Genomic DNA, 23,728 nt, shown 5'->3' with positions numbered 1-23,728 from the left:
ACCGCCCCCGGAGCCCCCGTGATCACTCGCCGGACCCTACTCGGCGCCTCCGTCGCGGCCCTGACCGCGCCCGCGCTGTTCGCCCTGTCGCAGACCGCGGACGGCAGTACCACCCCGCAGCGGCTCGACGTCGATCTGGTCAACACCGTGTCGTCCCAGCCGGTTTACGCCTACGTCCTGGGCCTCGACCCGGCTCAGGGGAACAGCTGGGCCTTCCTGCGCTCCGACGGCCGCACGCTCCACCACCCGCCCTCCCCCACCGCCCCGGGCGCGCCGCTCGGCGCCGACTGCGCCATCGCGCTGGGTGCGCCCGGCGGTACCCCGCGGCGGATCCAACTGCCGTACCTCTCCAGCGGACGGATCTACTTCTCCGTCGGCCGCGAGCTGGTCTTCCTGATCAACCCGGGCCCGGGCATCGCGCTGCCCTCGGTGAGCAACCCGAGCGACCCCAACCTCGCCACCCCGTACGGGTTCTGCGAATTCACGTACGGCCCCGACCAGTTGTACGCCAACATCAGCTACGTCGACTTCGCCGCCGTCCCGATCGCGTTCGACCTGACCGCCGGTGACGGGCGGCAGCGCGTCCGCGGCCTGCCCGCCGACGGCCTGGAGGCCGCCGCGAACGCGCTGCGCACGCAGGTCGCCGCCGACGGGGGCGACTGGGCCCGGCTGATCGTCCCGGACTCCGCCGGCCGGACGCTGCGCATCCTCAGCCCCAACACGGCGATCAGTGCCGATCCGTCGTTGTTCCACGGCTATCTGGACAGCTACCTCGCCGCCGTGTGGCAGAAGTACCGGAGCACCGACCTGGTGATCGACACCCAGGCCGGCTGGGGCACCGTCACCGGCCGGGTCCAGGACGGCGTGCTCACCTTCCCCGGGGTCGGCGGCTTCGCGAAACCCTCCACCGCCGCCGTCTTCAACTGCAGCTCGGCTCCGTTCACCACCGGCAACGACCTGATGGGCAACCTGAGCGCGCGGCTCGCCGCCGCCCTCAACCGCACCACCCTGCTGGACGATCCGCACCAACCGACCGGCGAGAACCCGGCCGCCTTCTACACCGCCGCGCGCACCAACCACTACGCCCGCGTCCTGCACGCGACCAACCCCGACCACCTCGGCTACGCGTTCCCGTACGACGACGTCCATCCGGCCGGCGTGGACTTCGAGGGCAAGGTGCAGTCGGCACGCCCCACCCTGCTGACCGTCACCGTCGGAGGCGCCCAGGCCGGCCCGCCGAACCCCACCCCGTCGCCGCAACCCGGCGGCGGGACGAGCGCGTTCGCCACCATCCAGGCCGAGTCCCACAGCGCGCAGTCCGGCACCGCGCCGGAGAACTGCGGCGACACCGGCGGCGGCCAGGACATCGGCTGGATCGCGAACGGCGACTGGCTCTGCTACGCCGGCGTGGACTTCGGCAGCTCCGGCGCGACCCGGTTCCAGGCCCGGGTGGCCTCCGGCGCCGCGCCCGGGGTCAGCGGGCTGGTCCAGGTGCGGCTGGACAGCCCGACCGCCGCACCGGTCGGCAGCTTCGCCGTCGCCAACACCGGCGGCTGGCAGAGCTGGCGGACGGTGCCCACCGACATCGCCCGGACCACCGGCACGCACACCGTCTACCTCACCTTCGCCAGCGGGCAGGGCGCCGACTTCGTCAACCTCAACTGGTTCACGTTCGGGTAGGTCCCTGTCCGGCCGGTCCTGTGCGGAGCGGGCCCACCGTCCCGGCCCGCCCGCGCGGCCCTCAGTGCGTTTTCGGCCAACCATAATAAATCCTTGGATAGTTGACGAAGCATCGGGTCACAGTGGTCCGAGGCGATCCCCGGGTAGCGGCTTTCGGGACGGGATGCGGTGAGGACACGGTTCGCAGTACTCGGCGAGATCGAAGCACGCGTGGACGGCAGGCCCCTCGACCTCGGGCACCTGCGGCAGCGGTCCGTCCTGGCCGCACTGCTCGTCGACGCCGACCAGACCGTCCCGGTCGACCGGCTCGGAGACCGGATCTGGGGCGACCGGCCACCCCAGCGCTGGCGCCCCACGCTCTACAGCTACCTCTCCCGCCTGCGCCAGGCCCTGGAGCCGGCCGGTGACGACGAACCCCTTGTCGTCCGTGAACCCGGTGGCTACCGACTCGCCGTCGCCGCCTCGGCAGTGGACCTGCACCGGTTCCGCGAGCTCGTCGCACGGGCCCGCGACACCCAGGACGACGACGGCGCGGCCGCCCTGCTCGACCAAGCCCTCCACCTGTGGCGCGGTCCCGCCTTCGGCACCCTGGACACCCCCTGGTTCGCCACGCTGCGCGAGACCCTCCACCACGAACGCTTCACGGCCGAGCTCGACCGCAACGACCTCGCCCTGCGCCGCGGTCACCACGCGCACGTACTCGCCGGCCTCACCACGCACGCCGCGGCACACCCCCTCGACGAACGCCTGGCCGGCCAACTCATGCTGGCGCTCCACCGCTCCGGCCGCCCCGCGGACGCGCTGCGGCACTACCACCGCACGCGCCGAACCCTCGCCGAAGAGCTGGGCATCGATCCGGGCCCGCCGCTGCGGCAGTTGCACCAGCGCATCCTCGCCGCGGACCCGTCCCTCGCCCTCCCGGACCGGGCGGCCACCGAACCCCCCTCTCCGGTGCCGCGGCAACTGCCCGCCCCGCCGGCGCGGTTCACCGGACGCGACGAGGAACTGGGGCAGCTCACCAAGTCCCTCGGGGACGAGCCGCACGGCACCGTGGCGATCACGGTGATCTGCGGTCCGGGTGGTGTCGGCAAGAGCTGGCTGGCCGCTCAATGGGCCAACCGGAACGCCCAGCGGTTTCCCGACGGGCAGCTGTACGTCAACCTCTACGGCTTCGACCCCCGTACGCCGCCCCTGCCCCCGTACGTGGCCCTGCGGGGGTTCCTGGAAGCCCTGGGCGTCGCCCCGGACCGCGTGCCCACCGACCTCGGGGCCCAGTCCGCCCTGTTGCGGAGCCTGCTGGCGGACCGGCGCATGCTGATCCTGCTGGACGACGTCCGCGACGCCGACCAGGTGCGCCCGCTGCTGCCCGGCAGTCCCTCCTGCACCGTCCTCATCACCAGCCGCAACCGCCTCTCCGCCCTGGTGGCCGCGCACGGCGCCCGCCTGCTGCCGTTGGACGTCCTCAGTCCGGCGGAGGCGTACACGCTGCTGGTGGGCCGCCTGGGCGCCGAGCGCACGTCCTCCGAACCCGAAGCCGTCGCCACCCTGGTGGAGCACTGCGCCGGGCTGCCGCTCGCCCTCGGCATCGTCGCCGCCCGCGCCGCCATGCACCCCGACTTCCAGCTCGCCGTGCTCGCCGAGGAACTCGTCCGGGCCGCCGACCGCCTCACCGCACTCGATCCCGGTGACCTGGCGGTGAACGTGCGCACCGTCTTCGCCGCCTCCCACCGGGCGCTCACCCCTTCCGCCGGCCGTCTGTTCTCCTTCCTGGGCCTGGCACGGGGTCCGGACCTCGGCCTGGCCGCGGCCGCCGGCCTGGCAGGCCTCTCCCAGGCCCGAACCCGGTCACTGCTGGCCGAGTTGGAAGGCGCGCACCTGCTGCGGCAGCACCGTCCGGGGCGGTACCGGATGCACGACCTGGTCCGCCTGTACGCGGCCGAGCTCGCCGACGGCGTTCCCCCCGAGGAGGCCGCCTCCGCCCAGGACCGGCTGCTCGACCACTACCTGCACAGCGCCATCGCCGCCAACCTCCTGCTGGACGGCCCGTACACGCCCTTCCGGCCCGAACCGGACGCTCCCGCCACCGGCAGCTGCCCCGTCACGCCCGACGACACCGCGGCGGCCCTCCGGTGGTTCCACGACGAGCACGACTGCCTGCTGGCCGCCCAGTCGCAGGCCGCGGCCCTCGGACGCCACCCGGTCGTGTGGCAGTTGGCGTGGACGCTCATCTCCTACCACCTGGGCGGCCACCGGCTGCAGGAGTACGTCACCGTGTGGCAAGCCGCCCTGGTCGCGGCCGAGCACGACGGCGACGACCCCACCGCCAAGACGCTCGCGCACTGGCGCCTGGGGTTCGCCAGCGCCCGTGCCGGCGACTTCGCGCAGGCGCTCGACCGACTGCACGCCGCCCTCGCCCTGGCCGAGCGCAGCGACGACGTCGCGGGGCAGGCCCACATCTACCGCACCCTCGGCCGGGTGTGGGAGGAGCAAGGAGACGACGCGCGCGCCCTCGACCACGCGAAGCACGCCCTGCGCCTCTACCAGAAGGTGAACCACCCTCTCTGGCAGGCGAACCAGCTCAACGCGGTCGGCTGGATGCACGCGCAGCTCCGGCTCTACCCGGAGGCCCGCACGCACTGCGAGCAGGCCCTCGCCCTCTTCCGCGCGGAGGGCCTCCCGGCGCACGGGGCGTCGACCCTGGACAGCTTGGGCTACATCGCCCACCACACCGGCCGGTACCGTGACGCCCTGGAGCACTACGGGCAGGCCTTGGCGCTGTTCCGGGAGGTCGACGACACCGCCAACGAGGCCGACACCCTCGCGAACGCCGGCGACACCCATCGCGCCCTCCACCAGTACGCGGACGCGCGCGCCGCCTGGGAGCGGGCCGTCGAGCTGTACCGTTCCCAGGACCGCACCGCCGAGGCCGCGGACGTGCGCGACCGCCTGGAAGCGCTCGGGGACGAGTAGTCGGGTGGACGAGCGGACGAGTGGACGAGGACGGGAGGACGGGGGGACGAGGAGCGCGCCCACGCGGGCCGGGGTACCGGGCGGCACCCCCGTGCCCGCCCGGTACCCCCTCTCCCCCCACGCCCCCCGCGGCCGGTCAGTACCAGGCGCTGCACCCGTTGTTGCAGACCCGGACGTGGAACCGGGCGACGTCGCGGAACGTTCCGCCGCCGTGGTCGCCGGGCGTGGTGAAGGTCTGCACGTTGCCGTCGAAGTAGGCCTGCGCGTACACCTGGGTGGCGGCCCTGCTCACCGAGAAGTCGCCGTAGTACAGCCCGCCGCCCTGCGCGTAGTAGTGCTTGCACACGTAGGCGGAGCCGCCTCCGGGCGCGCTCATGGTCTTGCAGCCGCCGGCCGCGTTCGCCGTCCCCGGCACGACCATCAGACCGGCGACCGCGGCACCGGCGGCCAACAGCACGGAGAGCGTTCGCTTCATGGAGTTTCCCCTTCTCGACGCCGTGGCACCCGGCGGGCGAGGGCCGTGCGCCTTCGCCGGACACCACACTGGGGGCCGGGCCGTGGAGGAACCTTGCGCCAACCTTGAAACCGCTGGTCTGCCGCTGCGCGCCCCCGGCCCCTAGCCGTCCCTGGTCGCCGAGCGGAAGCCGGCGGGCGGGGTGATGCCGAACTCGGTCTCCAGCAACTCCCGCAGTTCGTCGGCACTTTCGACCTCCTGCACCGAGCGCGTGCCGTCGGGCTCGGTCCGGGTGAGGGTCGGCCCGTCGAACAGCAGGTGGTGGCCGGTGGCGAGGGTGCGCTGGACGTAGAGCCGGTGGAAGGGCGAGCGCGGGTGGGTGGCCACGTACCAGTTGCCCATCTTGAGGTCGACGGCCGGAGTGCGGTCCAGGGTGAAGGCGGTCTGGTCCTCCCAGGTGTCGTCCGTGAGCGCCTGCATCACCCAGACCGGGGCCGGGCTGTCCGGCTCCTCCACGACGAGGCGGTGCCGGCGCCCGGCACCGTCCCGCACCTGGCCCGGGATCATCGGCAGCGGCTCCAGCAGTGCGCCGCGACCCCCGAAACCGACGTCCGCGAGGAAACGCCCGGGGGTACCCGGCACCTCGACGGCCAGCACCATGTGGGTCCGCGGACGCTCCTCCCCCGGGCGCGCCCCGTACCGGACGCGCCCGTTGAGGCGGGTGACCCCGAAACCGAGCTGCTCCAGGACGGCCGCGAACAGACTGTTCTGCTCGAAGCAGTAACCACCCCGGGAGGATTCGACCAGCTTGGCCTGGAGGTCGGCGATCTCCAGTGACGGCACCTCACCGGCCACCACGTCGAGGTTCTCGAACGGGATGCCGAGCACGTGCGCGTAGTGCAGGGAACGGAAGGTGGCGAGGGTGGGCGTACGGTCGCCGTCCCATCCGATGCGGGCGAAGTACTTCTCCAGGTCAATGGTCATAAGATCACCGTACGGGCTGAACAGCCCGGTTGGCGCCCGGCTTTCGCCCCGGTCGGCGTGGGACGCGGGACCTAGGACTTGAGGGGTACGTCGGAGGGTTCGGGCCCCCGACCGGTCCGACCGGTCCGGGGCCCAAAAAGGCGGCCTGGTCAGACGGTGCCGAACTCGCCGACCCGGACAGCGGTGACGAAGGAGCGCCAGGCCTCGGACGGGAACACAAGAGCCGGCCCCTGCGGGTCCTTGGAGTCACGAACGGGAGCAACGCCCGGGAAGCCAGGCGCCACCTCGACGCAATCGCCGCCCTGCTGGCTGTAGCTGGACTTCACCCACGCGGCGCGAGTCAAGTTGATGTCGGACATGCGGTTCCTTCCCGAGCAGCGCGAATCCAATCGAGAGTCGCCGTCTCGCCCAGCGCTCCCACCTGCAATCGATCGTAGTGTCTCTTCCAGACCGTCAATCTGTCGGAATCACGCTCAAGGTGACTACGCCCCTCCGACTCCGAGTAGCCGAGCATGGACTGGTCCGGGAGGGTCAGCAGCCGCATCGGCAAGGCGAACGGCCGGTGCTCGGCCATGCTGAAGGGCGCGACCTGGAGAATGACGTGGCTGACCTCGAATTGCGCCTCCAGGGAACATAGCTGTTCCTGCATCACTGCCGGTCCGCCTATCGGCCGCCGCAGACAGCTCTCGTCCAGCACTGCATGGACCAGCGGAGGATCACTTCGCTTCAGTAGCTGCTGTCGCGTGAGCAGGAAGGTCACTCGCTCATCGGCCTGCTTCCGCGTGATCGTTCCTCGGCGGACGTCGGCCAGAGCCAGGGCTGTCGCGTAAGCCTCGGTCTGGAACAGGCCGGGGACGACGCCGGCCTCGAAGATCCTTATCTCGCTGGCCCTCGCCTCGTAGCCCGCGTACTCGGGGAACCCCTCCAGCAACGCCGAGTGCTTGTTCTGCAGCCACATCAGCAGCAGCGTGCCACCGGTCTCCAGAGCCTCGTCGGCCCTGCGGGCGAACTTCTCGCTGGGAGGCTCACGTGATGCAAGTTCGGCGTAGGAGACGTAGGACGGGTCGAAGCCGACCTTCCTCGCCAACTGAGCCTGCGTGAGCCTCATCGCCTCTCGCGACCTGCGGAGCTGCACTCCGAACGGCGCCCAAGGGCCTGATGTCGGGTCAAGTTGCTTGCGGTTGACCATCTCTCACCAACTTGTGGATCACCGGCTTCATCTTCAGATCTCGGGCTGATCCTGCGCCGGAGCACGCCATCATAAACACGAGCCGTAAGGGCCTCGACGCGTAGAGCAACCAAGGGAGCCATCATGCCCAGCCGCCCCCGCACGCCCGTCTACTCCCCCGAGATCGGGGAGGTCGTCCGTGACCTCGCGCGGAAGGGGATCGACGGTCGGCCGATCGAAGGCGTCTACATGGACACCCTCAACGGCCTCGCCCACCTGCGGCCCGAGCCCGGGGGGTGCGAGTGGACGACCAAGCCGGAGCACGTCCAGCGGCTCGACCGGCCGCGATACCTCACCGTCCAGCACCCCAGCCGGCCGCGCGCGAGCGACGCGGCATGAGCCCGACCCGCAGGCTGCTCACGGCGGTCATCACCGTTCCCGCCCTCAGCGCCGGTGCTGCCGCCCTCGCGTGCTGGCCCCTTCGCGACGGGCCTCTCGCCCCGCGCCTCCTGATCTTCGGACTGATCCTCGCCGCCGGCGTCATCGCGGGCCTCCCGGCCTGCCTCGTCCGGTTGTCGGCCACCGACGCCACCGACGCCACCAACGCCCCCGACTGACCCCGACCGCCCACGGAGGCAACCATGCTCCCCGAGAGCCTCGCCTGCCCGCCCCGCCGCCGGCTCGCCCACCACGCGCTCGTCCTGAACCGCGACGGGGCCGTCCTCCTGATCGAGACCACGCACGGCAGCGGCCTCACCCTCCCCGGCGGCAGCGCCGAGCGCGACGAACTCCCGCACCTCGCCGCCCGCCGCCACACCGAGACCGCCACCGGCCTCGTCCTCGCCCTCCGCACACTCCTCGCCGTCGACCACGTCGATGGCCAACTCCTCCCCGAGGGGCTGCACTTCGTACACTGGGGCGGCCGTCTCACCCCCGCGCAGGAGACGGTGGTCGCCCGCCACCGACCGCCCGACCACGTCCTCGGCGTGCACTGGGTCCACGACGCCCGCCTCGCCGACGTCATGCCCGCCGACCAGCACCGCCGCCTCCTCCAGGCCCGCGCCGCCCTCACCCGCGGCTTGCACCTGCCCCTTCTCCTCCGCGGCAGCCAGGTCCAGTAGCGGTCAACCCACCTGCCGGCTCCGGAACGTGCGGCGGTAGGTGTCGGGCGGAACGCCGACCGTCCGGTTGAAGTGGCGGCGCAGGGTCGTGGCGGTTCCCATGCCCGTGGAGGTCGCGACCGTGTCGATGGTGTCGTCCGTGGTCTCCAGCAACTCCTGGGCGTGGCGGATCCGTTGGACGAGCAGCCACCGCAGCGGGGTGGTGCCGGTCACCGCCTTGAAATGGCGACCGAGGTTGCGGGAGCTCATCCGGGCGCGGCGGGCGAGGTCCTCGACGGTGAGCGGCTGGTCGAGGCGTTCGAGCACCCACGGGAACAGGTCGGCGAGCGGGTGGTTGTCCGGGGCGGGCACCGGGGTCGTGACGAACTGGGCCTGGCCGCCGTCCCGGTGCGGGGGCACGACGAGGCGGCGGGCGGCCGCGTTGGCGCCGGACGAGCCGTGGTCGAGGCGGATGAGGTGCAGACAGAGGTCCATCGCGGCAGCCTTGCCGGCGGAGGTGAGGACGCTCCCGTTGTCCACGTAGAGGACGTCCGGGTCGACCTCCACCCGCGGGTAGCGGGCGGCCAGTTCCTCGGTGTGGGCCCAGTGCGTGGTCGCGCGCCGCCCGTCCAGGAGGCCGGCCGCCGCCAGGACGAACGCGCCCGTGCAGAGGGACGCCACCCGGGCGCCCGCCTCGTGGGCCGCGCGCACCGCCTCGACCAGGTCGGCGGGCGGTGCCTGGTCGACGTCGGCCCAGCCGGGGACGATCACGGTGTCGGCGCGCGGGAGGTGGTCGAGGCCGTGGTCGGGCTCCAGCCGGAACCGGCCGACCTGCACGGCGCGCGGCCCGCAGACGGTGACGTCGTACCAGGGGCCCGGCACGCCCACCGGGGCGGAGCCGAAGACCTCGTACGCCATGGATAGTTCGAAGTGCAGCATGCCGTCGGTGACGGCCAGCGCGACAGTGATCACGTCCGGAATTGTACGGGTGATGGCGTTCCGGACACTCTCCGCGCGGCACCCGCCGTTGCCAGGATGTCCGTGACAGCACGACGGAGCACGTGAGCAGGGGAGGAACCCCATGGGATCGGGTCGGACGGTGACGGTGTTCGGCGCGTACGGGCACACCGGGCGGTTCGTGGTGGCGCAGCTGGTGGAGCGCGGGTTCGTGCCGGTGCTCTCCGGACGTGACGCCGCGAAGCTGAAGGCGCTGGCGGGGGGCAGGCCCGGGGCAGCCGACTCCGGGGCGGCCGACTCCGGGACGACCGCCTCCGGGGCGGCCGGGTCCGGGCTGGAGGTCCGCCCGGCGACGGTCGACGACCCGGCGTCGCTCGACCGTGCGCTGGCCGGGGCGGCGGCCGTGATCAACTGCGCCGGCCCGTTCGCGTCGACGGCCGCGCCGCTGATCGAGGCGGCGCTGCGCGCCGGGATCCCCTACCTGGACGTGGCGGCCGAACTCGAGGCCAACCTCGACACGTTCGCGCGGTTCACCGAGCGCGCCCGGGCCGCCGGTGCGGTGATCGTCCCGGCGATGGCCTTCTTCGGCGGCCTCGGCGACCTGCTGACGACCGCCGCGATGGGCGACTGGACGACCGCCGACGAGGCGCACATCGCGTACGCGCTGAACAGCTGGCACCCCACCGCCGGGACGCGCGCCTCGAGCGCCGTCTCCCGCGCGCGGCGGGGCACCCGTCGGCTCCGGTACGCGGACGGGCGGTTGGAGCACCGCGAGGACGCCCCGCCGACCCTGGAGTGGGCCTTCCCCGAGCCGGTGGGCCCCCGGGCCGTGGTCGGGGAGTTCACGATGGCGGACGTCGTCACCGTCCCCACGCACCTCGCGATCCCCGACGTGACCACCTACATGACCGTCGAGGCGGCCCGGGAGGTGGTGGCCCCGGACACGCCGACGCCCGCCGCGACCGACGAGCGGGGGCGGTCCGCACAGACCTTCCTGGTCGACGTCGTGGTGCGCTCCGGCGGCAGCGAACGGCGCGCGGTGGCCACCGGCCGGGACATCTACGCCGTCACCGCGCCGCTCGTGGTGGAGGCGCTCGACCGCGTCCTGACCGGGCGGACCAGGGCGGTCGGGGTCGCCGCCGCCGGCGAGCTCTTCGACGCGGCCGGCTTCCTGCGCGCGCTGGCCCCGCACGTCACGGTGGAGCTGCCGGGCTGAGGGCCGTGACGGGCCCTCGGCCGCCACCTCGGCAGGGGCGGCGGGGTCCGTGCGCAGCTGGCCCCGACGGGCGTGACCAGCCCGCCTTCTTCCGGTCGGCCGGGCTCGGGTCCTGGGCGTGGGACGGTCCGGTGCGGATGGCATCGAGCGCGGCCCCGTCGCGCCGCAGCGGCTCCCGGTAGGCCGCCACGGCGCGGCCGCGGGTCGCCCACATGCGAGACGAGGGCCGCGTTGTCGGTCCTGACGAATCCGGGTACGGCCTCAGGTTCGGCGCGGGGGCGCAGCCGGGCCACCGGATTTCGCGGCGGTCCCCGGACCGGGCGGGTCAGCGGACGGTGACCTGGATGCTCTTGGTGACGCTGCCGCATCCGGGGGCGGGCTGCACCTCTCCCCCGGTGCAGTTGCCACCTCGGACGCGGAACTCCCAGGTCAGCGTGGTGGTGCCGGGGGCGAGGGCGGTGAAGGTCTGGTCGATCCCCGGGGAGCAGCCGGTGCTGCCCCCGCAGGGGTCGATGACGACGTCCGGGCCCTGCCGCACCACGGCGCCGTCGCCGGCCGAGGTGAGGGCCCAGGTCCAGGCCGTCATGCTGTCGACCCCTCTGACGCCGAACCGCTGTCCGACGGTCAGGGTCACCGTGCTGGTCGGGTACGGGTCCCCGCCTCCGCGAGGGTGGGGAGGGCCACCTCCGTCTCCGGCCGGGTGGTGGGCGGGGTTGCGGGCGTTCCGGGCTCGGCGGTGCAGGCCGTGAGCAGGGGCGCGGCGGCCAGGAGTGCCGCCGCCACGACGGCGAGGGTGCGACGCATCAGTTCCCGGCCTCCCGGACCCGGCGGCGCAGCGTGATGAGCAGGGCGACCGAGGCCAGCCACCGGGCGAACAGGGCCTCGCGCTGGACGCTCGCCCCGGTGGCCGCGGCCGCGCGCAGCCAGCCGCGGACCAACTCGGCCGCCTCCCGGCCGTTCAGCGGTTCGGGCAGGGCGAGCGCCGCGGTGAAGCCGCCGGCGCGGACGTACCGGGCCAGGAAGCCGAGTGGGTAGGGGCCGATGCTCAGGGCCTCGGCCTGGTAGGAGGCGGCGATCGCGGCGTCGCCGAAGAGCACGCGCCGGGGGGTACCGCCGATCAGCAGCCCGCGGGTGAGGGCGGCCTCGACGTCGTAGCCGGTGATCAGCTCGGCGTCCGGACGGATGGTCGTCATTTCGGCAGCTCCACGCCGTAGGCCTGGTTGAGGTTCGAATTGCCGGTGAGGTGTCCGGCGTTCAGGCGACTGTGGATGAACTGGTCCTCCGTCACCCACTCGGAGTGGCCCCACGGGTTGTAGACCTGGAGCTTGTCGCCGTCCCGCGCCATGATCACCATCTCGTGGAACCCGGTGCCGTCACCGACGCTGAGAGGCACCGGTTTGCCCTCGTCGAGGGCCTTCTCGATCCGGACGAGGGCGGCGCGCCGGTCGTCGTCGGACTTGAGGCTGACGTTCTCGTAGGGGCCACCGGTGGCCTTCTCGAGGTTCTGGTCGACCACCAGCCTGGTTCCCTTGTCGCCGAGTCCGCTCGTCCCCTGCGGGTAGGGCTTGCTGCCGTCGGCGAGTTGGCCCTGCTGGAACCGCTGGATGTAGAGGTCCTGGAGGCGCCGCTCGAAGTTGCTCGTGGAGTCCGCTCCCGGGACGTCGGGCGTGTTGCCGGTGGTGACCTGGAGCATCGTCACCGGGTCGAGCTCGAGGTGGGCGACCACCGTGGACGCGGCGACGCAGTCGTTGACGTCGCCCTGGGCGTACGTGCCGCCTCCGCCGAGCGCCCTGCCGTTGAAACCGACTTCGGCGCCCCGGTAGAGGAGGTCCACCTTCTCCGTGGTGGACTCCTCGCGCGCGCCGTCCGTGCCGAGGGCCGGGACGAGGTGCTGGGACAGCCACAGCGGGTCGTCGCCGTGGGCATGGATGAGCGCGCCGAACTGCTGGACCTCGGCCACCGAGTGGCCGGCGGCCAGCGCCTTCCAGAGGTAGGCGGCCTCCTCCGGCGACTTGGCGCCGGACAGCAGGCCCCGGAACGCGGCCTGGTCGGCGGGACTCAGCCCGGCCAGGGTCTCGTTCGCGCGCGACAACTGGAAGTCCGTCAGGATGTAGCCGCCGTCGGCGCCGGCGCCGCCCGGGCCCTGTTCGTTCGCCAGGACCAGCGCGGCGAGCGGGTCGAGCGTGCCCTGACCGGCGCGCTCGGCGCGGGCCTGGGCGGCGAGTTGGTTGACCAGGCTCGCGGTGTGGGTACCGCTGCTCTCCGCCCGCCGGGCGGCCGCGATCCGGTCCGTCACGCCGGCCAGCGCGGGTTCCAGGCCGGCGGCGGCGAAGAAGGCGCCGCGCAGCGACTCAGCGCCCTGTTCAGCGAGTCGACGCCGTGCGTGTCGGTGTTCTGGGCCCACTCCAGGTCGTCCGCCCAGGTGCCCAGCAGGCTGGCGCCCTGCTGCAGGGCCTTCTGGGAGACGGCCAGTTCGTTCGCCAGCGCCTTCACGGCCTGGGTGGCGTGCTCGGCGACCGACCCGGTCCAGACGCTCGGCAGCCCGCTGGTGGCGACCGCCCCGAGGTCCTCGGACGCCTTCGCGTAGGCCTTGGCGGTCTCCGCGTACGCCTTGGCCCGCTCGCGGATCGCGCCCGGACTGCCGACCGGCCCGGCGACGGCCAGCGCCTTCTCGACGGCGAGCCCCAACTGCTGGACGCCGCCGCCGAACGGGTCGACGGCCCGGATGGCCTGCTCGGCCTGCTGGAGGTCCTTGAGCTTGCTCATCCCGCCCGCCCCGCGCACCTGTCCGGTGTGTCCGGTGTGTCTGCCATCTCCCGGTCTCCCCCCGTGAGGCTGCTTGCCCGCCGTGATCGAGCGAGCACGATCGATGAGCATAGACGCTGCCGGCGGGGTGCGGTCGCGGAGTCCTGGGAGAGGAGGGCGGCGGCGCGGGCGGGGTTCGGCGTGCTACCGCGAGCGGTCCGGTTCGGCCGCGACCACGGCCGCGCCGTCGCCGATGTGGAGGACCGCGTCCGCCCCGTCGACGATCCGGCGGTCGAGCGGGAAGTAGCCCGGCACCGTGGTGCGGGTGCGGGTGCGGGCCGGTCCGATCGCGGTGGAGGTGGTCAGGCCCCAGGTGGGGCAGCGGAGTTGGAGGATGCCCTCGTAGGTGTCCGGCTCGGGCTCGCCGAGGCCGAGCGCCTCGCTGCGGCCCAGGCTGCCGGCGACGAAGGCGTAGCGGTCGCCCAGGAGGGAGCCGACGACGGCGCCGGCGCCGGTCCAGACGCAGTCGTACTCACCCATGCTCCAGGCGCTCTGGTGGGTCTGCAGGTGACTGTTGTGGGCGTGGACGAGGGTCGCTCCCCGCCGGGCCTCGACGGTCCGGATGTCGAGGAGGTTCCGGGCCATGAGCCCGTCGCGGGTGGCGAGCAGGCGGGTCAGTCGCGGACCCGGGGCGAGCGGCCGTGCCGCCTGCCGGTGGTAGCGGAGCAGACCGAGGCCCGCGGTGAGGTGCGTCCCGGCCCGCCGCCACGCGTCGCCCGAGGTGGTCGCGATCAGCTCCGCCTCGCGCGTGTGGAGCGCGGTGAGCAGGTCGTCGGCGATCGACCGCAGCCGCTCGGCCTCGGCGGTGGCGCCGGGCGACTCGGCCGGGTCCATGACGGCCTCGGCGCGGCTCCAGCGTTCGTCGCCCCCGGCGAGGCGCCCGATGTCGAGGGCGAGCGCGAGCCCCCTCGCGGCGTTCAGGTAGTCGCGGGCGTGTTCCAGGTAGCGGCGCGGGCTGGGTGCGCTGTGGTTCTCGGTCGGGATGTCGAAGCCGTGGAAGGCCAGTCGCGCCTCCGGCGGCCGGTTCCGGTTGTACTCGCGCATCCAGGCGACCAGCCGCCGGTTGGCGTCGAGCTCGCCGAAGCCGTGGGAGAAGCCCTCGCGCATCACCGCGTCGAGGGTGCCCGTTCCCTCCTGGACGAACTCGTTCACGGCGAGCGCCGCGACGCGGTCGGTCTCCAGGGCGATCGACCGGAAGCCGGCCTCCACCAGCCGGGCGAACAGCTCGTTGCGGACCAGTCCGAAGGCCGGTTCCCGGTGCGTCGGCTCGCCGAGCGCCACCAGCTCACATGACGGGGTCACGAAGTCTCGCATGTCCTGACTCATGGACCTCAAGCGTAACCTTGAAAGACCGGTTGAGACTTTGGCGGCCCGATGCTCCCGATTACCGCTCTACCGTCCGGTGAACCCTCAAAGGAGTGACGACCATGCGACCGTCGGACCTCGCGCGCGAGCACGGCCTGTCGGCCCAGGCGGTCCGCAACTACGAGCGGGACGGGTACCTCCCGCCCGCCGAGCGCACGCCCAGTGGCTACCGGATCTACACCGAGGTGCACGCGGCGGCGCTCCGCGCCTACCTGCCCCTCGTCGCGGCGTACGGCCACGCGACCGGCGGCGAGATCATGAACGCGCTCCACCGCGACGCGCTCGACGACGCCCTGACGGCCGTCGACCGCGGCCACAGCCGGCTGCTCCGCGACCGGGAGACCCTCGCCGCGGTGCGGCGGGCCGTGGACCACCTGACGGCGGAGCCCGCGGCCGCGGCGGACGCACCGGCGGACCGTACCGTCCGGTCCGTCGGCGAACTCGCCCGCCGGCTCGGCGTCACCCCGGCGACCGTGCGCAACTGGGAGGCCGCCGGCATCCTCACCCCCGGGCGGGACCGTGCGACCGGCCACCGCGTCTTCCGCGCCGACGACCTCCGCGACGCCGAGCTGGCCCACCTCCTCCGACGCGGGGGCTACCGGCTGGACCACATCGCCGGAGTCGTCCGGCAGATCCGCGAAGCCGGCGGCACCGGGGCCCTGTCCGGCGCCCTGGACGACTGGCACCGGAAACTGACGGTGCGGGGCCTCGCCATGCTCCACGCGGCCACCCACCTCGCGAACTACCTCGCCCTGCTCGGCCACGGCCCGCCGGGGCGGAGCGCGGCCCGGGAAGCCGAGTGGGCCGAGCAGGCCGAGTAGCGGTCACGCCAGGTCACCACGGCAGGGCCCGGGACGTGCGTGCCCGCCGGACTCCGCGCGCGGCGACGCCGACGGGGGGTGGCCGCGGGCGTACGACCCCGCCGCCCGGACGTCACCCGGGCAGCGAGGGGCCCGGTCCGCGCGGCGGGGCAGGCAGGCCCCGCCAGGACCGACCTGGGCCGGGTGCCCGTCACTCCTCGACGGGTCCGGCGGGCCGGGCGGGCCGAGCGGGTGCGGCGGGTACGACCCGGCAGGCGAAGACGACGTGGGCGACGATGACGAGTCCGACGGGGAAGCCGCCGAGCAGGAACAACCACGCCGGCAGGAGGTTGGTGAGCAACCCGAGGGCGAGGCGGGCCCTCCGGCCGGTCGACGCCCAGGGGGCCACCATCAGCAGGGCGAGGAGGGCGGGGGCGCCGAACAGCACGGCGGTGAAGAGGGGGACCGCGACGTACGTCTCCAGCGGGAAGCCCGTGCCGCCCCCGAGGTACACGCTCCCGCTGAAAGCGAGCGCGACCAGCTCGGCCATCAGGACGATCGACGTCAGGTAGTGGCAGAGGTAGCGCAGCGCGGCCCGCCCGGCCCAGCGCAGGGCGGCCCGGCCGTGTGCGGCCCAGAGGCGGGCCCCGATGGCGAACGGGAGCAGCAGGAGCGGTGCCACGCCCAGGAGGAGCAGCCCGAGGTCGCCGCCGGGGTGGTCCTCGGCGAGTTCGAACACGGCCAGGTAGGCGGCCGGCAGCCCGATGAGGGTGGCGACGGTGAAGGAGTGGCCGGTCGCGCAGCACAGGCCGTCCCCGGCCGACCACCTCGACAGCGGCCCGCGCCGCCCGGGGCCGCCACCGGCGGTCCAGCCCGCCCGCACCGCCTGCCCGGCCCGCCCCACGACCGCCGGTTCGATGAACTGTGACATCCGCTCGCGCCCCCTCCGGAAGATTGAACGCGTTCAAAATATGCCCGGGGCCCCGGTGCGGTCAATTGACGGACGCTCACCCGCCCCGACGGCCGAGGTACGCGGCTCCCCCGCCAGGGCCGGGAAGGCGACGGTGCCGCGGGTGACCACCATCAGCCGGGCCGCGTCGCCGGGGGGCGCGAAGCCGCGGTACGGGGTGATCGACTCGGGGTGGCCGACGGTGTACGCCGTGCCGACGCGGGCGGCCGACGCCGGAGGAGACGGCCAGTCAACCCGAGGTGGCCGCCCGAGGAGCGGCCGCCCGAAAAGCGCGCGACGCACGGCGACACCTCCGGTTAGGCTCCCCCCGGCAGCGGGGCCCTCGGCCCCGCCCTGACCGTCGCCCACCGCGCGAGGCCTGCCCGGCGGCGGACCAGCCGGACCGGCAGGCCCCCGGAGACCGTGACGCCCGCCATGCGACAACACCTGACCACCCTCGCCCGCGACGGCCGGGCACTCGCCGTCCTCGCCGTCCCGCTCGCGCTCACCCAGCTCGCCCAGATCGCGCTCACCACCACCGACATGGTGATGATGGGCGGCCTCGGGACGGCGGAACTCGCGGCCGGGGGGCTCGCGGTGGTGATCTTCGTCCAGGTCCGCATCATGGGCGCCGGCCTGATCACCCCCGTCGGCAACCAGGTGGCGGCGGCCGCCGCCCGCGCGGAGCGGGCGGCGCGCACCGAACCGGCGGCCACAGCGGCCGCAGTCGCAACGGTCGACGCCGCGGCGGCAGGCGGTGGGGCCCCAGGCGGCGCGGCGGCGACAGGCGGCGGCGCGGCGGCTCCGGCCGGCGAAGCGGCGAGTTCCGACGACGAGGTCCGCGGCGTGGTCCGGGCGGCCCTCGCGGTCGCCACCCTCGCCGGGGCCGTCGGCGCCGTCCTCATGATCCTGGCCGGCCGGGCGGTGGGCCTGCTCGGCCAGGACCCGGACGTCACCGCCCTCACCCGGGACATGCTCGCCGCGCTCGCCCCCGGCCTGCTCCCCAGCCTGTGGTTCCAGGTGATCCGCGAGTTCACCGTCGGAATGCGCCGCCCGCAGGCCCTGCTGCAGATCACCGTCGTCTCGATCGCCGTCAACGCGGCCCTCGACTGGGCACTGGCCCACGGGAGTTGGGGCCTGCCCGCGCTCGGCCTGGCCGGCATCGGGCTCGCCACCAGCATCGTGCAGCTGTTCTCCTGCCTGGCGCTGTACGCGATCGCCCGCCGCGACCCGTTGCTCGCGCCGCTGCTCCGCCCGGGCTTCCGCAAGGCCGACCTCCCCGGCGTACGGCGGCTGCTCCGGCTCGGCACGCCGATCTCCGCCACCTACGGGTCCGAGGGCGGCTTCTTCCTGGTGACGGCGCTGCTGGCCGGCAGCTTCGGCGCGGCCGCGCTCGCCGCGCACAACGCCGCCAGCCAGTTGATCAACATCGTGTTCCAGTTCGGGGTCGGCCTCTCCCAGGCGACCTCGATCAACGTCAGCCGTGAGCTCGCCTTCGGCGACCACGCGGCCGCGCGACGTCTGCGGAGCACCGCCCTGGCCTGCGGCGCGGCCGTGACGACCGTGGCCGGCGCGCTCTACCTCGCCCTCCCCGAACTGGTGCTGCGCCCGTTCTTCGACCCGGACGCGTCCGCCGACGGTCCGGGCCTGGAGATCGCCACCGGCCTGCTGGTCGTCGCGGCGGTGCTGCAACTCGTCGACAGCGCCCAGGTCATCGGCGTCGGCCTGCTCCGCGGGCTGGACGACACGGCGAGCGGCTTCCGGATCACCCTGGTCGGGTACTGGCTGGTCGGCCTGCCGGCCGGCTGGCTGCTCTCCGGCCCCCTCGACACCGGCGTGCGCGGGCTCTGGGTCGGTCTGACGCTCGGCCTCGCCACCACCGCCGTCCTCCTGCTGCGCCGCTACGGCCGCACCCTCGCCGGACGGACCGCGGCCGGCGTCGGCTCGCCGGCCCGCGTGGAGTGCGAGGCCTGACGCTCCCGAGTGCCCGAGTGCCCGAGTGCCCCAGTACCCGAGTACCCGGGCCACCCGGGTGCCCGAGTGCCCGAGTGCCCGAGTGCCCGGGTGGCCCGGCACCCTCCGGAGGGCGGGCCCCCGGTCCGGGAGCCGCGCTGGACGGCCCCCGTCGACCGGCGTGCAGGAAATTGGATTCGTGGAGTCGCATTAGCTAGCCTCTGGAGCGTGAGGCTGACCAAGAGCACCGACATCGCCCTCCGCATCGCCATGCGGCTGGCGGTCCTCGACGAGGACGCGAACCCGACCACCCGCGAGGTGGCCGAGGCGGTGGGCGTGCCGTACACGCACGCCGCCAAGGTGGTCAGCCGGCTGCAGCACCTCGGGGTGGTGGAGGCCCGGCGCGGGCGGGGCGGCGGGCTGGTGCTCACCTTCGCCGGCCGGACCGGCTCGCTCGGGCTGCTGCTGCGCGAGCTGGAGGGCGTCGGCGACGTGGTCGGCTGCGAGGACGAGCCGCCGTGCCCGCTGCGCGCCGCGTGCCGTCTGCGGGGAGCACTGCGCTCCGCGCAGGAGGCGTTCTTCGCCACGCTCGACCCGCTCTCCATCGGCGACCTGGTCGCCTCCCCCACCGGCCCGGTGCTGCTCAGCCTCACCGGCAGACCGGCGGACTGAACCCTCCGCCGACCCGCCCGGACCCCGCCCCCGACCGCCACCCCCCGTACCCGCACCGGCCCCCATCGCAACACCGCACCGCCGGGTCGCGCACCCGCACGACCTAAAATACGACTCTCAGATACCATTTTGGAGCGAGCCCGATGCTGTCAGCCAAGTCCGCCGAGGTCGTCGAAGCCACCCTGCCCGCCGTGGGCGGTGCGATCGGCGACATCACGCCGCTCTTCTACCAGAAGATGTTCGCGGCCCACCCGGAGCTGCTGCGCGACCTGTTCAACCGGGGCAACCAGGCCAACGGCACCCAGCGGCAGGCACTGGCCGGCTCGATCGCCGCGTTCGCCTCCGCCCTGATAGCCCACCCCGACCAGCGGCCGGACGCCATGCTCGCCCGGATCGCGCACAAGCACGTCTCGGTCGGCATCAGCAACGACCAGTACCGGATCGTCCACGAGCACCTGTTCGCCGCCATCGTCGAGGTGCTCGGCGAGGCCGTCACGCCGGAGGTCGCCGCCGCCTGGGACGAGGTGTACTGGCTGATGGCCAACGCGCTGATCGCCGTCGAGGACCGACTGCGCGCCGAGGCCGCCGCCGCGCAGGGCGGCGACCCGGCCGACCTGTGGCGCCCGTACACGGTGGTGGCCCGCTACCAGGAGACCGACGACGTCACCACCTACCTGGTCCGCCCCGCCGACGGCGGCCCCGTCCCGCCGTCCCGGCCCGGCCAGTACGTCTCGGTCCGCGCCGAACTGCCCGACGGCGCCCGGCAGATCCGCCAGTACAGCCTCTCCGGCGACCCCGACGGCGCGCTGCAGTTCACCGTCAAGCGGGCCCCCGCCACGGCCGACGGCGCCCCGGCCGGCGAGGTCTCCAACCACCTGCACGACCACCTGCACGCCGGCGACACGGTCGAGCTCGCCCCGCCGCTCGGCGACCTCACCCTGGCCGGCGGCGGGAGCGGCACGGGCGCCGACGCCGGCCCCGTGCTGCTCGCCTCGGCCGGCATCGGCAACACCCCGATGACCGCGATGCTCGCCCACCTCGCCGCCACCGGCTCCACCCGGACGGTGATCTCCGTCCACGGCGACCGCGACCAGCTCTCGCACGCCTTCCGCGCCGACCTCGGCCAGCTCACCGCCAAGCTGCCGAACGCCAGCGCCCACGTCTTCTACGAGCGGCCGCTCGGCGACTGGCCGCAGGAGCGCACCGGCCTGGTCGACCTCTCCACCGTCGACATCCCGGCCGGCACCACCGCGTACCTCTGCGGCCCGCTGCCCTTCCTGCGCTCGGTCCGCGGCCAGCTGCTCACCGCGGGCGTGCCCGCCGCGGCCATCCACTACGAGGTGTTCGGCCCCGACCTCTGGCTCGGCCAGGACGCCTGACGCCCCCGCCCCACCGGGGCACGGTCCGGCCCGGCGCGGCACCCTCCCGCCGGGCCGGGCCGCTCGGTAGCATCGCAGCCGCACGATCACCGGCGGGCCGGCCGACGGCCCCCGCACCACCGGCGCAGGGAGGGGACGATGAGGGTCGCGCTGTTCGCCACCTGCGTCAACGACGCGTTGTACCCGGCCACCGCGATCGCCACCGTCCGGCTGCTGGAGCGGCTCGGCGTCGACGTCGACTTCCCGGCCGGGCAGAGCTGTTGCGGCCAGCCGCAGTTCAACACCGGCTACCGGCGGGCCTGCGAACCGCTGGTCCGCCGGACGGCGCGGGCGTTCGCCGGGTACGACCACGTGGTGACGCCCTCCGGCTCGTGCGTGGCGATGGTCCGCGACAACTACCCGCGGATCGGGGCCCGGGCCGCCGCCGAGGGGCGCGGCACCGGCCTCACCGACCTCGCCGCCCGGCTCGGGCCCCGCGTCCTGGAGCTGTCCGAGTTCCTGACCGACGTGCTGGGCGTCGAGGACGTCGGCGCCCACTTCCCGCACCCGGTCACCTACCACCCGTCCTGCCACGGGCTGCGCGTCCTCGGCCTGGGCGACCGGCCGCTGCGGCTGCTCCGGGCGGTCCGCGGCCTGGAGCTGCTGGAACTGCCCGGCGCCGAGGAGTGCTGCGGCTTCGGCGGCACCTTCGCGGTGAAGAACCCGGCGGTCTCCACGGCGATGGGCGAGGACAAGCTGCGCAACGCCCGCGCCACCGGCGCCCGGGTGCTCTGCGGCGGCGACAACTCCTGCCTGCTGCACCTCGGCGGACTTCAGCGCCGCCGAGGCGACGCGCTGCGCCCGCTGCACCTCGCCGAGATCCTGGCGAGCACCGAGGCCGAGCCCTGGAGCCCGAGTTGAGCACCGAGCCGGGGAGCCCGGGTGGAGCACCGAGCCCCGGGGCCCGAGTTGGGCGCCGAGCCGCGCCGACACCGGGCGAGGGCCCGCCCCTGGAGCGGGAGTTGAGCGCCGAGCCCGGGAGTCCCAAGTCGAAGGCCCAGCCGTGGAGGCCGAGTTGAGCACAGGCACCTTCCTCGGAATGCCCGCCTTCCCGGAGGCCGCCGCACGCGCCACCCGGGACGCGACGCTGCGCGCCAACCTGCGGCACGCCACCCACACCATCCGCGACAAGCGGGCCCGCGCGGTCGCCGAACTCGCCGACTGGCCCGAGCTGCGCGCCGCCGGCAAGGCCGTCAAGGACCACACCCTGCGCCATCTCGACCACTACCTCGTCCAGTTGGAGCAGGCCGTGACGGCGGCCGGCGGCACCGTGCACTGGGCCGCCGACGCGACGGAGGCCAACCGGATCGTCACCGAGCTGGTCCGCGCCACCGGCGAGCGCGAGGTGGTCAAGGTCAAGTCGATGGCCACCCAGGAGATCGGGCTGAACGAGGCGCTCGCCGAGGCCGGCATCGCCGCGTACGAGACCGACCTCGCGGAACTGATCGTGCAGTTGGGCGACGACCGGCCCTCGCACATCCTCGTCCCGGCGATCCACCGCAACCGCGCCGAGATCCGGGAGATCTTCGCCGAGCGGATGGCCTCCTGGGGCCGGCCGGCGCCCGAGGGGCTGACCGACTCGCCCGCCGAACTCGCCGAGGCGGCCCGGCTGCACCTGCGCGAGAAGTTCCTCCGCGCCCGGGTGGCCGTCTCCGGGGCCAACTTCATGGTCGCCGAGACCGGCACCCTGGTGGTCGTGGAGTCCGAGGGCAACGGCCGGATGTGCCTCACCCTGCCGCGCACCCTGATCTCGGTGGTCGGCATCGAGAAGGTGGTGCCGACCTGGCGGGACCTCGAGATCTTCCTGCAGCTGCTGCCGCGCTCGTCCACCGCCGAGCGGATGAACCCGTACACCTCGCTCTGGACCGGCACCGCCCCGGGCGACGGCCCGTCCGAGTTCCACCTCGTCCTGCTCGACAACGGCCGGACGACCGCTCTCGCCGACCGGGTCGGCCGCCAGGCGCTGCGCTGCATCCGCTGCTCGGCCTGCCTCAACGTCTGCCCGGTCTACGAACGGGCCGGCGGCCACGCCTACGGCTCGGTCTACCCGGGGCCGATCGGCGCCATCCTCACACCCCAACTGCGCGGCACCACGAGCCCGCTGGACGCTTCGCTGCCGTTCGCCTCGTCGCTCTGCGGGGCCTGTTACGAGGTCTGTCCGGTGGCGATCGACATCCCCGAGGTGCTGGTCCACCTGCGCGAGCGGGTCACCCGGCAGCCCGGACACCGGCTGGAGCGGGCCGCCATGGCGGCGGCCGGCTACGTACTGGACCACCCCGCGCTGCTCGCGGCGGCCGAGCGGGCGGCGGCCCGGGCCCGGCGGCGGCTGCCGCGCCGGCTGCCCGGACCCGGCCGGGCCTGGACCGACACCCGCGCGCTGCCGGAACCGCCGGCCGAACCGTTCCGCGACTGGTGGAGGAGGAACCGCCGATGACCGCCCACCGCGGCCCCGACCCACGGCAGCCCTCGACCGGCTCCCGCGAGCTGGTCCTCGCCCGGATCCGCGCCGCGCTCGGCGGCCCCGGCCCGCACGGCGGCCCCACCGACACGACCCCCGGCGATCCGCTGCCCCGCCGCGACTACCGGCAGAGCCACTCCCCGGCCGACGACCCGGCGGCCCTGCTCGACCTGTTGCACCACAACCTGGCCGACTACCGGGCCCAGGTGCACCGCTGCACCCCGGCCGGCCTGCCCGCACGCGTCGCCGCGCTGCTCGCCGCCCGCGGCGCCCGGACCGTCGCCGTGCCGGAGGACCTGCCGACCGCCTGGCTCGCCGCCGCGACCGGACTCGTGCCGGTCACCGACGACGGCACGCTCACCGCCGCCGAGCTCGACCGGACGGACAGCGTGCTCACCGGCTGCGCGCTGGCGATCGCCGAGACCGGCACCCTGGTCCTGGACGCGGGCCCGGCCCAGGGCCGCCGACTGCTCACGCTCGTCCCCGACCACCACGTCTGCGTCGTGCTGGCGCCCGAGCAGGTGGTCGCCTCCGTCCCGCTCGCCCTCGCCCGCCTCGACCCGTCCCGCCCGCAGACGTGGATCTCCGGGCCCTCGGCCACCAGCGACATCGAGCTCGACCGGGTCGAGGGCGTGCACGGCCCGCGCACCCTGGAGGTCGTGCTGGTCTCGGCGGAGACCACACCGGCGCACGGCACGACGGCGCACGGCACGACGGCGCACGGCACGACGGCGCACGGCACGACGGCGCACGGCACGACGGCGCACGGCACGACGGCG

Annotated in this window: 24 protein-coding genes and 1 pseudogene; 13 read left to right on the top strand and 12 right to left on the bottom strand. The window is 74.2% G+C overall.

Annotation, left to right across the window (positions count from 1 at the left end; genetic code table 11):
* Positions 1-18 precede the first annotated feature (18 nt).
* Positions 19-1,680: a beta-1,3-glucanase family protein gene (locus ACFVHB_RS26805; protein WP_380327327.1), complete on the top strand. Its 1,662-nt coding sequence runs from the start codon at positions 19-21 to the stop codon at positions 1,678-1,680.
* Between the two features lie 210 nt (positions 1,681-1,890).
* Positions 1,891-4,650 (top strand): BTAD domain-containing putative transcriptional regulator, encoded by a 2,760-nt coding sequence (locus tag ACFVHB_RS26800; RefSeq protein WP_380327325.1) that lies wholly within the window; start codon positions 1,891-1,893, stop codon positions 4,648-4,650.
* A 136-nt stretch (positions 4,651-4,786) separates the two neighbouring features.
* On the opposite strand, the gene ACFVHB_RS26795 is transcribed toward ACFVHB_RS26800, so the two are convergent.
* From ACFVHB_RS26795 to ACFVHB_RS26780, 4 genes are all read right to left on the bottom strand, one after another.
* Complete coding sequence (locus ACFVHB_RS26795) at positions 4,787-5,125, bottom strand: hypothetical protein (RefSeq protein ID WP_380327323.1); 339 nt, start codon at positions 5,123-5,125, stop codon at positions 4,787-4,789.
* Between the two features lie 141 nt (positions 5,126-5,266).
* On the bottom strand, positions 5,267-6,088 hold the full coding sequence (locus tag ACFVHB_RS26790) for an arylamine N-acetyltransferase (protein ID WP_380327321.1): 822 nt from the start codon (positions 6,086-6,088) through the stop codon (positions 5,267-5,269).
* 149 nt (positions 6,089-6,237) lie between these two features.
* Entirely contained in the window at positions 6,238-6,447 is a 210-nt protein-coding gene (locus ACFVHB_RS26785) for a DUF397 domain-containing protein (RefSeq protein WP_380327319.1), read from the bottom strand.
* Complete coding sequence (locus tag ACFVHB_RS26780; protein WP_380327317.1) at positions 6,429-7,277, bottom strand: helix-turn-helix domain-containing protein; 849 nt, start codon at positions 7,275-7,277, stop codon at positions 6,429-6,431. Before ACFVHB_RS26780 ends, ACFVHB_RS26785 begins: the two co-directional genes overlap by 19 nt.
* A gap of 123 nt (positions 7,278-7,400) precedes the next feature.
* Here ACFVHB_RS26780 and ACFVHB_RS26775 point away from each other — a divergent pair, with 123 nt between their 5' ends.
* From ACFVHB_RS26775 to ACFVHB_RS26765, 3 genes are read left to right on the top strand one after another with little or no spacing between them, the layout of a single operon-like run.
* Positions 7,401-7,655 carry a hypothetical protein gene (locus ACFVHB_RS26775; protein WP_380327315.1) on the top strand — a complete coding sequence of 85 codons (255 nt, stop codon included), beginning with the start codon at positions 7,401-7,403 and terminating at the stop codon, positions 7,653-7,655.
* The gene (locus ACFVHB_RS26770; RefSeq protein ID WP_380327313.1) at positions 7,652-7,873 is read left to right on the top strand and encodes a hypothetical protein; all 222 of its coding nucleotides are present in this window, start codon (positions 7,652-7,654) and stop codon (positions 7,871-7,873) included. Before ACFVHB_RS26775 ends, ACFVHB_RS26770 begins: the two co-directional genes overlap by 4 nt.
* 24 nt (positions 7,874-7,897) lie before the next feature.
* Positions 7,898-8,377, top strand: a complete 480-nt coding sequence (locus ACFVHB_RS26765; RefSeq protein ID WP_380327311.1) for an NUDIX domain-containing protein — start codon at positions 7,898-7,900, stop codon at positions 8,375-8,377.
* 3 nt (positions 8,378-8,380) lie between these two features.
* Here ACFVHB_RS26765 and ACFVHB_RS26760 read toward each other — a convergent pair whose 3' ends face one another.
* Entirely contained in the window at positions 8,381-9,328 is a 948-nt protein-coding gene (locus ACFVHB_RS26760; RefSeq protein WP_380327309.1) for a helix-turn-helix domain-containing protein, read from the bottom strand.
* A gap of 109 nt (positions 9,329-9,437) precedes the next feature.
* On the opposite strand from ACFVHB_RS26760, the gene ACFVHB_RS26755 reads away from it, so the two are divergent.
* On the top strand, positions 9,438-10,529 hold the full coding sequence (locus ACFVHB_RS26755; protein WP_380327307.1) for a saccharopine dehydrogenase family protein: 1,092 nt from the start codon (positions 9,438-9,440) through the stop codon (positions 10,527-10,529).
* A 325-nt stretch (positions 10,530-10,854) separates the two neighbouring features.
* Here the strand turns inward: ACFVHB_RS26755 and ACFVHB_RS26750 are convergent, their stop codons facing one another.
* From ACFVHB_RS26750 to ACFVHB_RS26725, 6 genes are all read right to left on the bottom strand, one after another.
* On the bottom strand, positions 10,855-11,115 hold the full coding sequence (locus ACFVHB_RS26750) for a hypothetical protein (protein ID WP_380327305.1): 261 nt from the start codon (positions 11,113-11,115) through the stop codon (positions 10,855-10,857).
* 44 nt (positions 11,116-11,159) lie between these two features.
* Complete coding sequence (locus tag ACFVHB_RS26745; protein ID WP_380327303.1) at positions 11,160-11,333, bottom strand: hypothetical protein; 174 nt, start codon at positions 11,331-11,333, stop codon at positions 11,160-11,162.
* Positions 11,333-11,722, bottom strand: coding sequence for a hypothetical protein (locus tag ACFVHB_RS26740; protein WP_380327301.1), 390 nt, complete (start codon positions 11,720-11,722; stop codon positions 11,333-11,335). The genes ACFVHB_RS26745 and ACFVHB_RS26740 overlap by 1 nt, the downstream gene beginning before the upstream one ends.
* Positions 11,719-12,825 carry a hypothetical protein gene (locus ACFVHB_RS26735; RefSeq protein ID WP_380327299.1) on the bottom strand — a complete coding sequence of 369 codons (1,107 nt, stop codon included), beginning with the start codon at positions 12,823-12,825 and terminating at the stop codon, positions 11,719-11,721. The genes ACFVHB_RS26740 and ACFVHB_RS26735 overlap by 4 nt, the downstream gene beginning before the upstream one ends.
* Complete coding sequence (locus ACFVHB_RS26730; protein ID WP_380327297.1) at positions 12,822-13,295, bottom strand: hypothetical protein; 474 nt, start codon at positions 13,293-13,295, stop codon at positions 12,822-12,824. The genes ACFVHB_RS26735 and ACFVHB_RS26730 overlap by 4 nt, the downstream gene beginning before the upstream one ends.
* Before the next feature lie 183 nt (positions 13,296-13,478).
* A complete protein-coding gene (locus ACFVHB_RS26725; protein WP_380327295.1) occupies positions 13,479-14,648 on the bottom strand; it encodes an erythromycin esterase family protein in 1,170 nt (389 codons plus the stop codon).
* Between the two features lie 113 nt (positions 14,649-14,761).
* Here ACFVHB_RS26725 and ACFVHB_RS26720 point away from each other — a divergent pair, with 113 nt between their 5' ends.
* Positions 14,762-15,520, top strand: a complete 759-nt coding sequence (locus tag ACFVHB_RS26720; protein ID WP_380327293.1) for a TioE family transcriptional regulator — start codon at positions 14,762-14,764, stop codon at positions 15,518-15,520.
* A 190-nt stretch (positions 15,521-15,710) separates the two neighbouring features.
* Here the strand turns inward: ACFVHB_RS26720 and ACFVHB_RS26715 are convergent, their stop codons facing one another.
* Positions 15,711-16,430: a hypothetical protein gene (locus tag ACFVHB_RS26715; protein ID WP_380327291.1), complete on the bottom strand. Its 720-nt coding sequence runs from the start codon at positions 16,428-16,430 to the stop codon at positions 15,711-15,713.
* Positions 16,431-16,883: 453 nt separating this feature from the next.
* Here ACFVHB_RS26715 and ACFVHB_RS26710 point away from each other — a divergent pair, with 453 nt between their 5' ends.
* The 6 genes and pseudogenes from ACFVHB_RS26710 to ACFVHB_RS26685 form a co-directional block, all read left to right on the top strand.
* Positions 16,884-18,422, top strand: coding sequence for an MATE family efflux transporter (locus ACFVHB_RS26710; protein WP_380327289.1), 1,539 nt, complete (start codon positions 16,884-16,886; stop codon positions 18,420-18,422).
* Between the two features lie 207 nt (positions 18,423-18,629).
* Positions 18,630-19,073, top strand: a complete 444-nt coding sequence (locus ACFVHB_RS26705; RefSeq protein ID WP_380327287.1) for an RrF2 family transcriptional regulator — start codon at positions 18,630-18,632, stop codon at positions 19,071-19,073.
* Positions 19,074-19,216: 143 nt separating this feature from the next.
* Positions 19,217-20,452, top strand: coding sequence for a globin domain-containing protein (locus ACFVHB_RS26700; RefSeq protein ID WP_380327285.1), 1,236 nt, complete (start codon positions 19,217-19,219; stop codon positions 20,450-20,452).
* Between the two features lie 138 nt (positions 20,453-20,590).
* The gene (locus tag ACFVHB_RS26695; protein ID WP_380327283.1) at positions 20,591-21,352 is read left to right on the top strand and encodes a (Fe-S)-binding protein; all 762 of its coding nucleotides are present in this window, start codon (positions 20,591-20,593) and stop codon (positions 21,350-21,352) included.
* 178 nt (positions 21,353-21,530) lie between these two features.
* Positions 21,531-22,925: a lactate utilization protein B gene (locus ACFVHB_RS26690; protein WP_380327379.1), complete on the top strand. Its 1,395-nt coding sequence runs from the start codon at positions 21,531-21,533 to the stop codon at positions 22,923-22,925.
* Positions 22,922-23,617: pseudogene (locus tag ACFVHB_RS26685) on the top strand (lactate utilization protein C); the annotation flags it as partial. The gene ACFVHB_RS26690 and the pseudogene ACFVHB_RS26685, both read left to right, overlap by 4 nt.
* Positions 23,618-23,728: the final 111 nt, after the last annotated feature.

Origin of the sequence: Kitasatospora sp. NPDC127111, from assembly GCF_042677465.1 — a bacterium.
In the GTDB taxonomy this organism is placed as follows: domain Bacteria; phylum Actinomycetota; class Actinomycetes; order Streptomycetales; family Streptomycetaceae; genus Kitasatospora.
Note: the sequence above shows the minus strand (reverse complement) of the source record. Positions and strands in the feature narration are given on the sequence as shown.

Bases quoted from the DNA above. Each gene is read 5' to 3' on its own strand.
- ACFVHB_RS26795 (WP_380327323.1), bottom strand. From the start codon at position 5,125: ATGAAGCGAACGCTCTCCGTGCTGTTGGCCGCCGGTGCCGCGGTCGCC.
- ACFVHB_RS26790 (WP_380327321.1), bottom strand. From the start codon at position 6,088: ATGACCATTGACCTGGAGAAGTACTTCGCCCGCATCGGATGGGACGGC.
- ACFVHB_RS26785 (WP_380327319.1), bottom strand. From the start codon at position 6,447: ATGTCCGACATCAACTTGACTCGCGCCGCGTGGGTGAAGTCCAGCTAC.
- ACFVHB_RS26780 (WP_380327317.1), bottom strand. From the start codon at position 7,277: ATGGTCAACCGCAAGCAACTTGACCCGACATCAGGCCCTTGGGCGCCG.
- ACFVHB_RS26775 (WP_380327315.1), top strand. From the start codon at position 7,401: ATGCCCAGCCGCCCCCGCACGCCCGTCTACTCCCCCGAGATCGGGGAG.
- ACFVHB_RS26770 (WP_380327313.1), top strand. From the start codon at position 7,652: ATGAGCCCGACCCGCAGGCTGCTCACGGCGGTCATCACCGTTCCCGCC.
- ACFVHB_RS26765 (WP_380327311.1), top strand. From the start codon at position 7,898: ATGCTCCCCGAGAGCCTCGCCTGCCCGCCCCGCCGCCGGCTCGCCCAC.
- ACFVHB_RS26755 (WP_380327307.1), top strand. From the start codon at position 9,438: ATGGGATCGGGTCGGACGGTGACGGTGTTCGGCGCGTACGGGCACACC.
- ACFVHB_RS26750 (WP_380327305.1), bottom strand. From the start codon at position 11,115: ATGACGGCCTGGACCTGGGCCCTCACCTCGGCCGGCGACGGCGCCGTG.
- ACFVHB_RS26745 (WP_380327303.1), bottom strand. From the start codon at position 11,333: ATGCGTCGCACCCTCGCCGTCGTGGCGGCGGCACTCCTGGCCGCCGCG.
- ACFVHB_RS26740 (WP_380327301.1), bottom strand. From the start codon at position 11,722: ATGACGACCATCCGTCCGGACGCCGAGCTGATCACCGGCTACGACGTC.
- ACFVHB_RS26730 (WP_380327297.1), bottom strand. From the start codon at position 13,295: ATGAGCAAGCTCAAGGACCTCCAGCAGGCCGAGCAGGCCATCCGGGCC.
- ACFVHB_RS26725 (WP_380327295.1), bottom strand. From the start codon at position 14,648: ATGCGAGACTTCGTGACCCCGTCATGTGAGCTGGTGGCGCTCGGCGAG.
- ACFVHB_RS26720 (WP_380327293.1), top strand. From the start codon at position 14,762: ATGCGACCGTCGGACCTCGCGCGCGAGCACGGCCTGTCGGCCCAGGCG.
- ACFVHB_RS26715 (WP_380327291.1), bottom strand. From the start codon at position 16,430: ATGTCACAGTTCATCGAACCGGCGGTCGTGGGGCGGGCCGGGCAGGCG.
- ACFVHB_RS26710 (WP_380327289.1), top strand. From the start codon at position 16,884: ATGCGACAACACCTGACCACCCTCGCCCGCGACGGCCGGGCACTCGCC.
- ACFVHB_RS26700 (WP_380327285.1), top strand. From the start codon at position 19,217: ATGCTGTCAGCCAAGTCCGCCGAGGTCGTCGAAGCCACCCTGCCCGCC.
- ACFVHB_RS26695 (WP_380327283.1), top strand. From the start codon at position 20,591: ATGAGGGTCGCGCTGTTCGCCACCTGCGTCAACGACGCGTTGTACCCG.
- ACFVHB_RS26690 (WP_380327379.1), top strand. From the start codon at position 21,531: ATGCCCGCCTTCCCGGAGGCCGCCGCACGCGCCACCCGGGACGCGACG.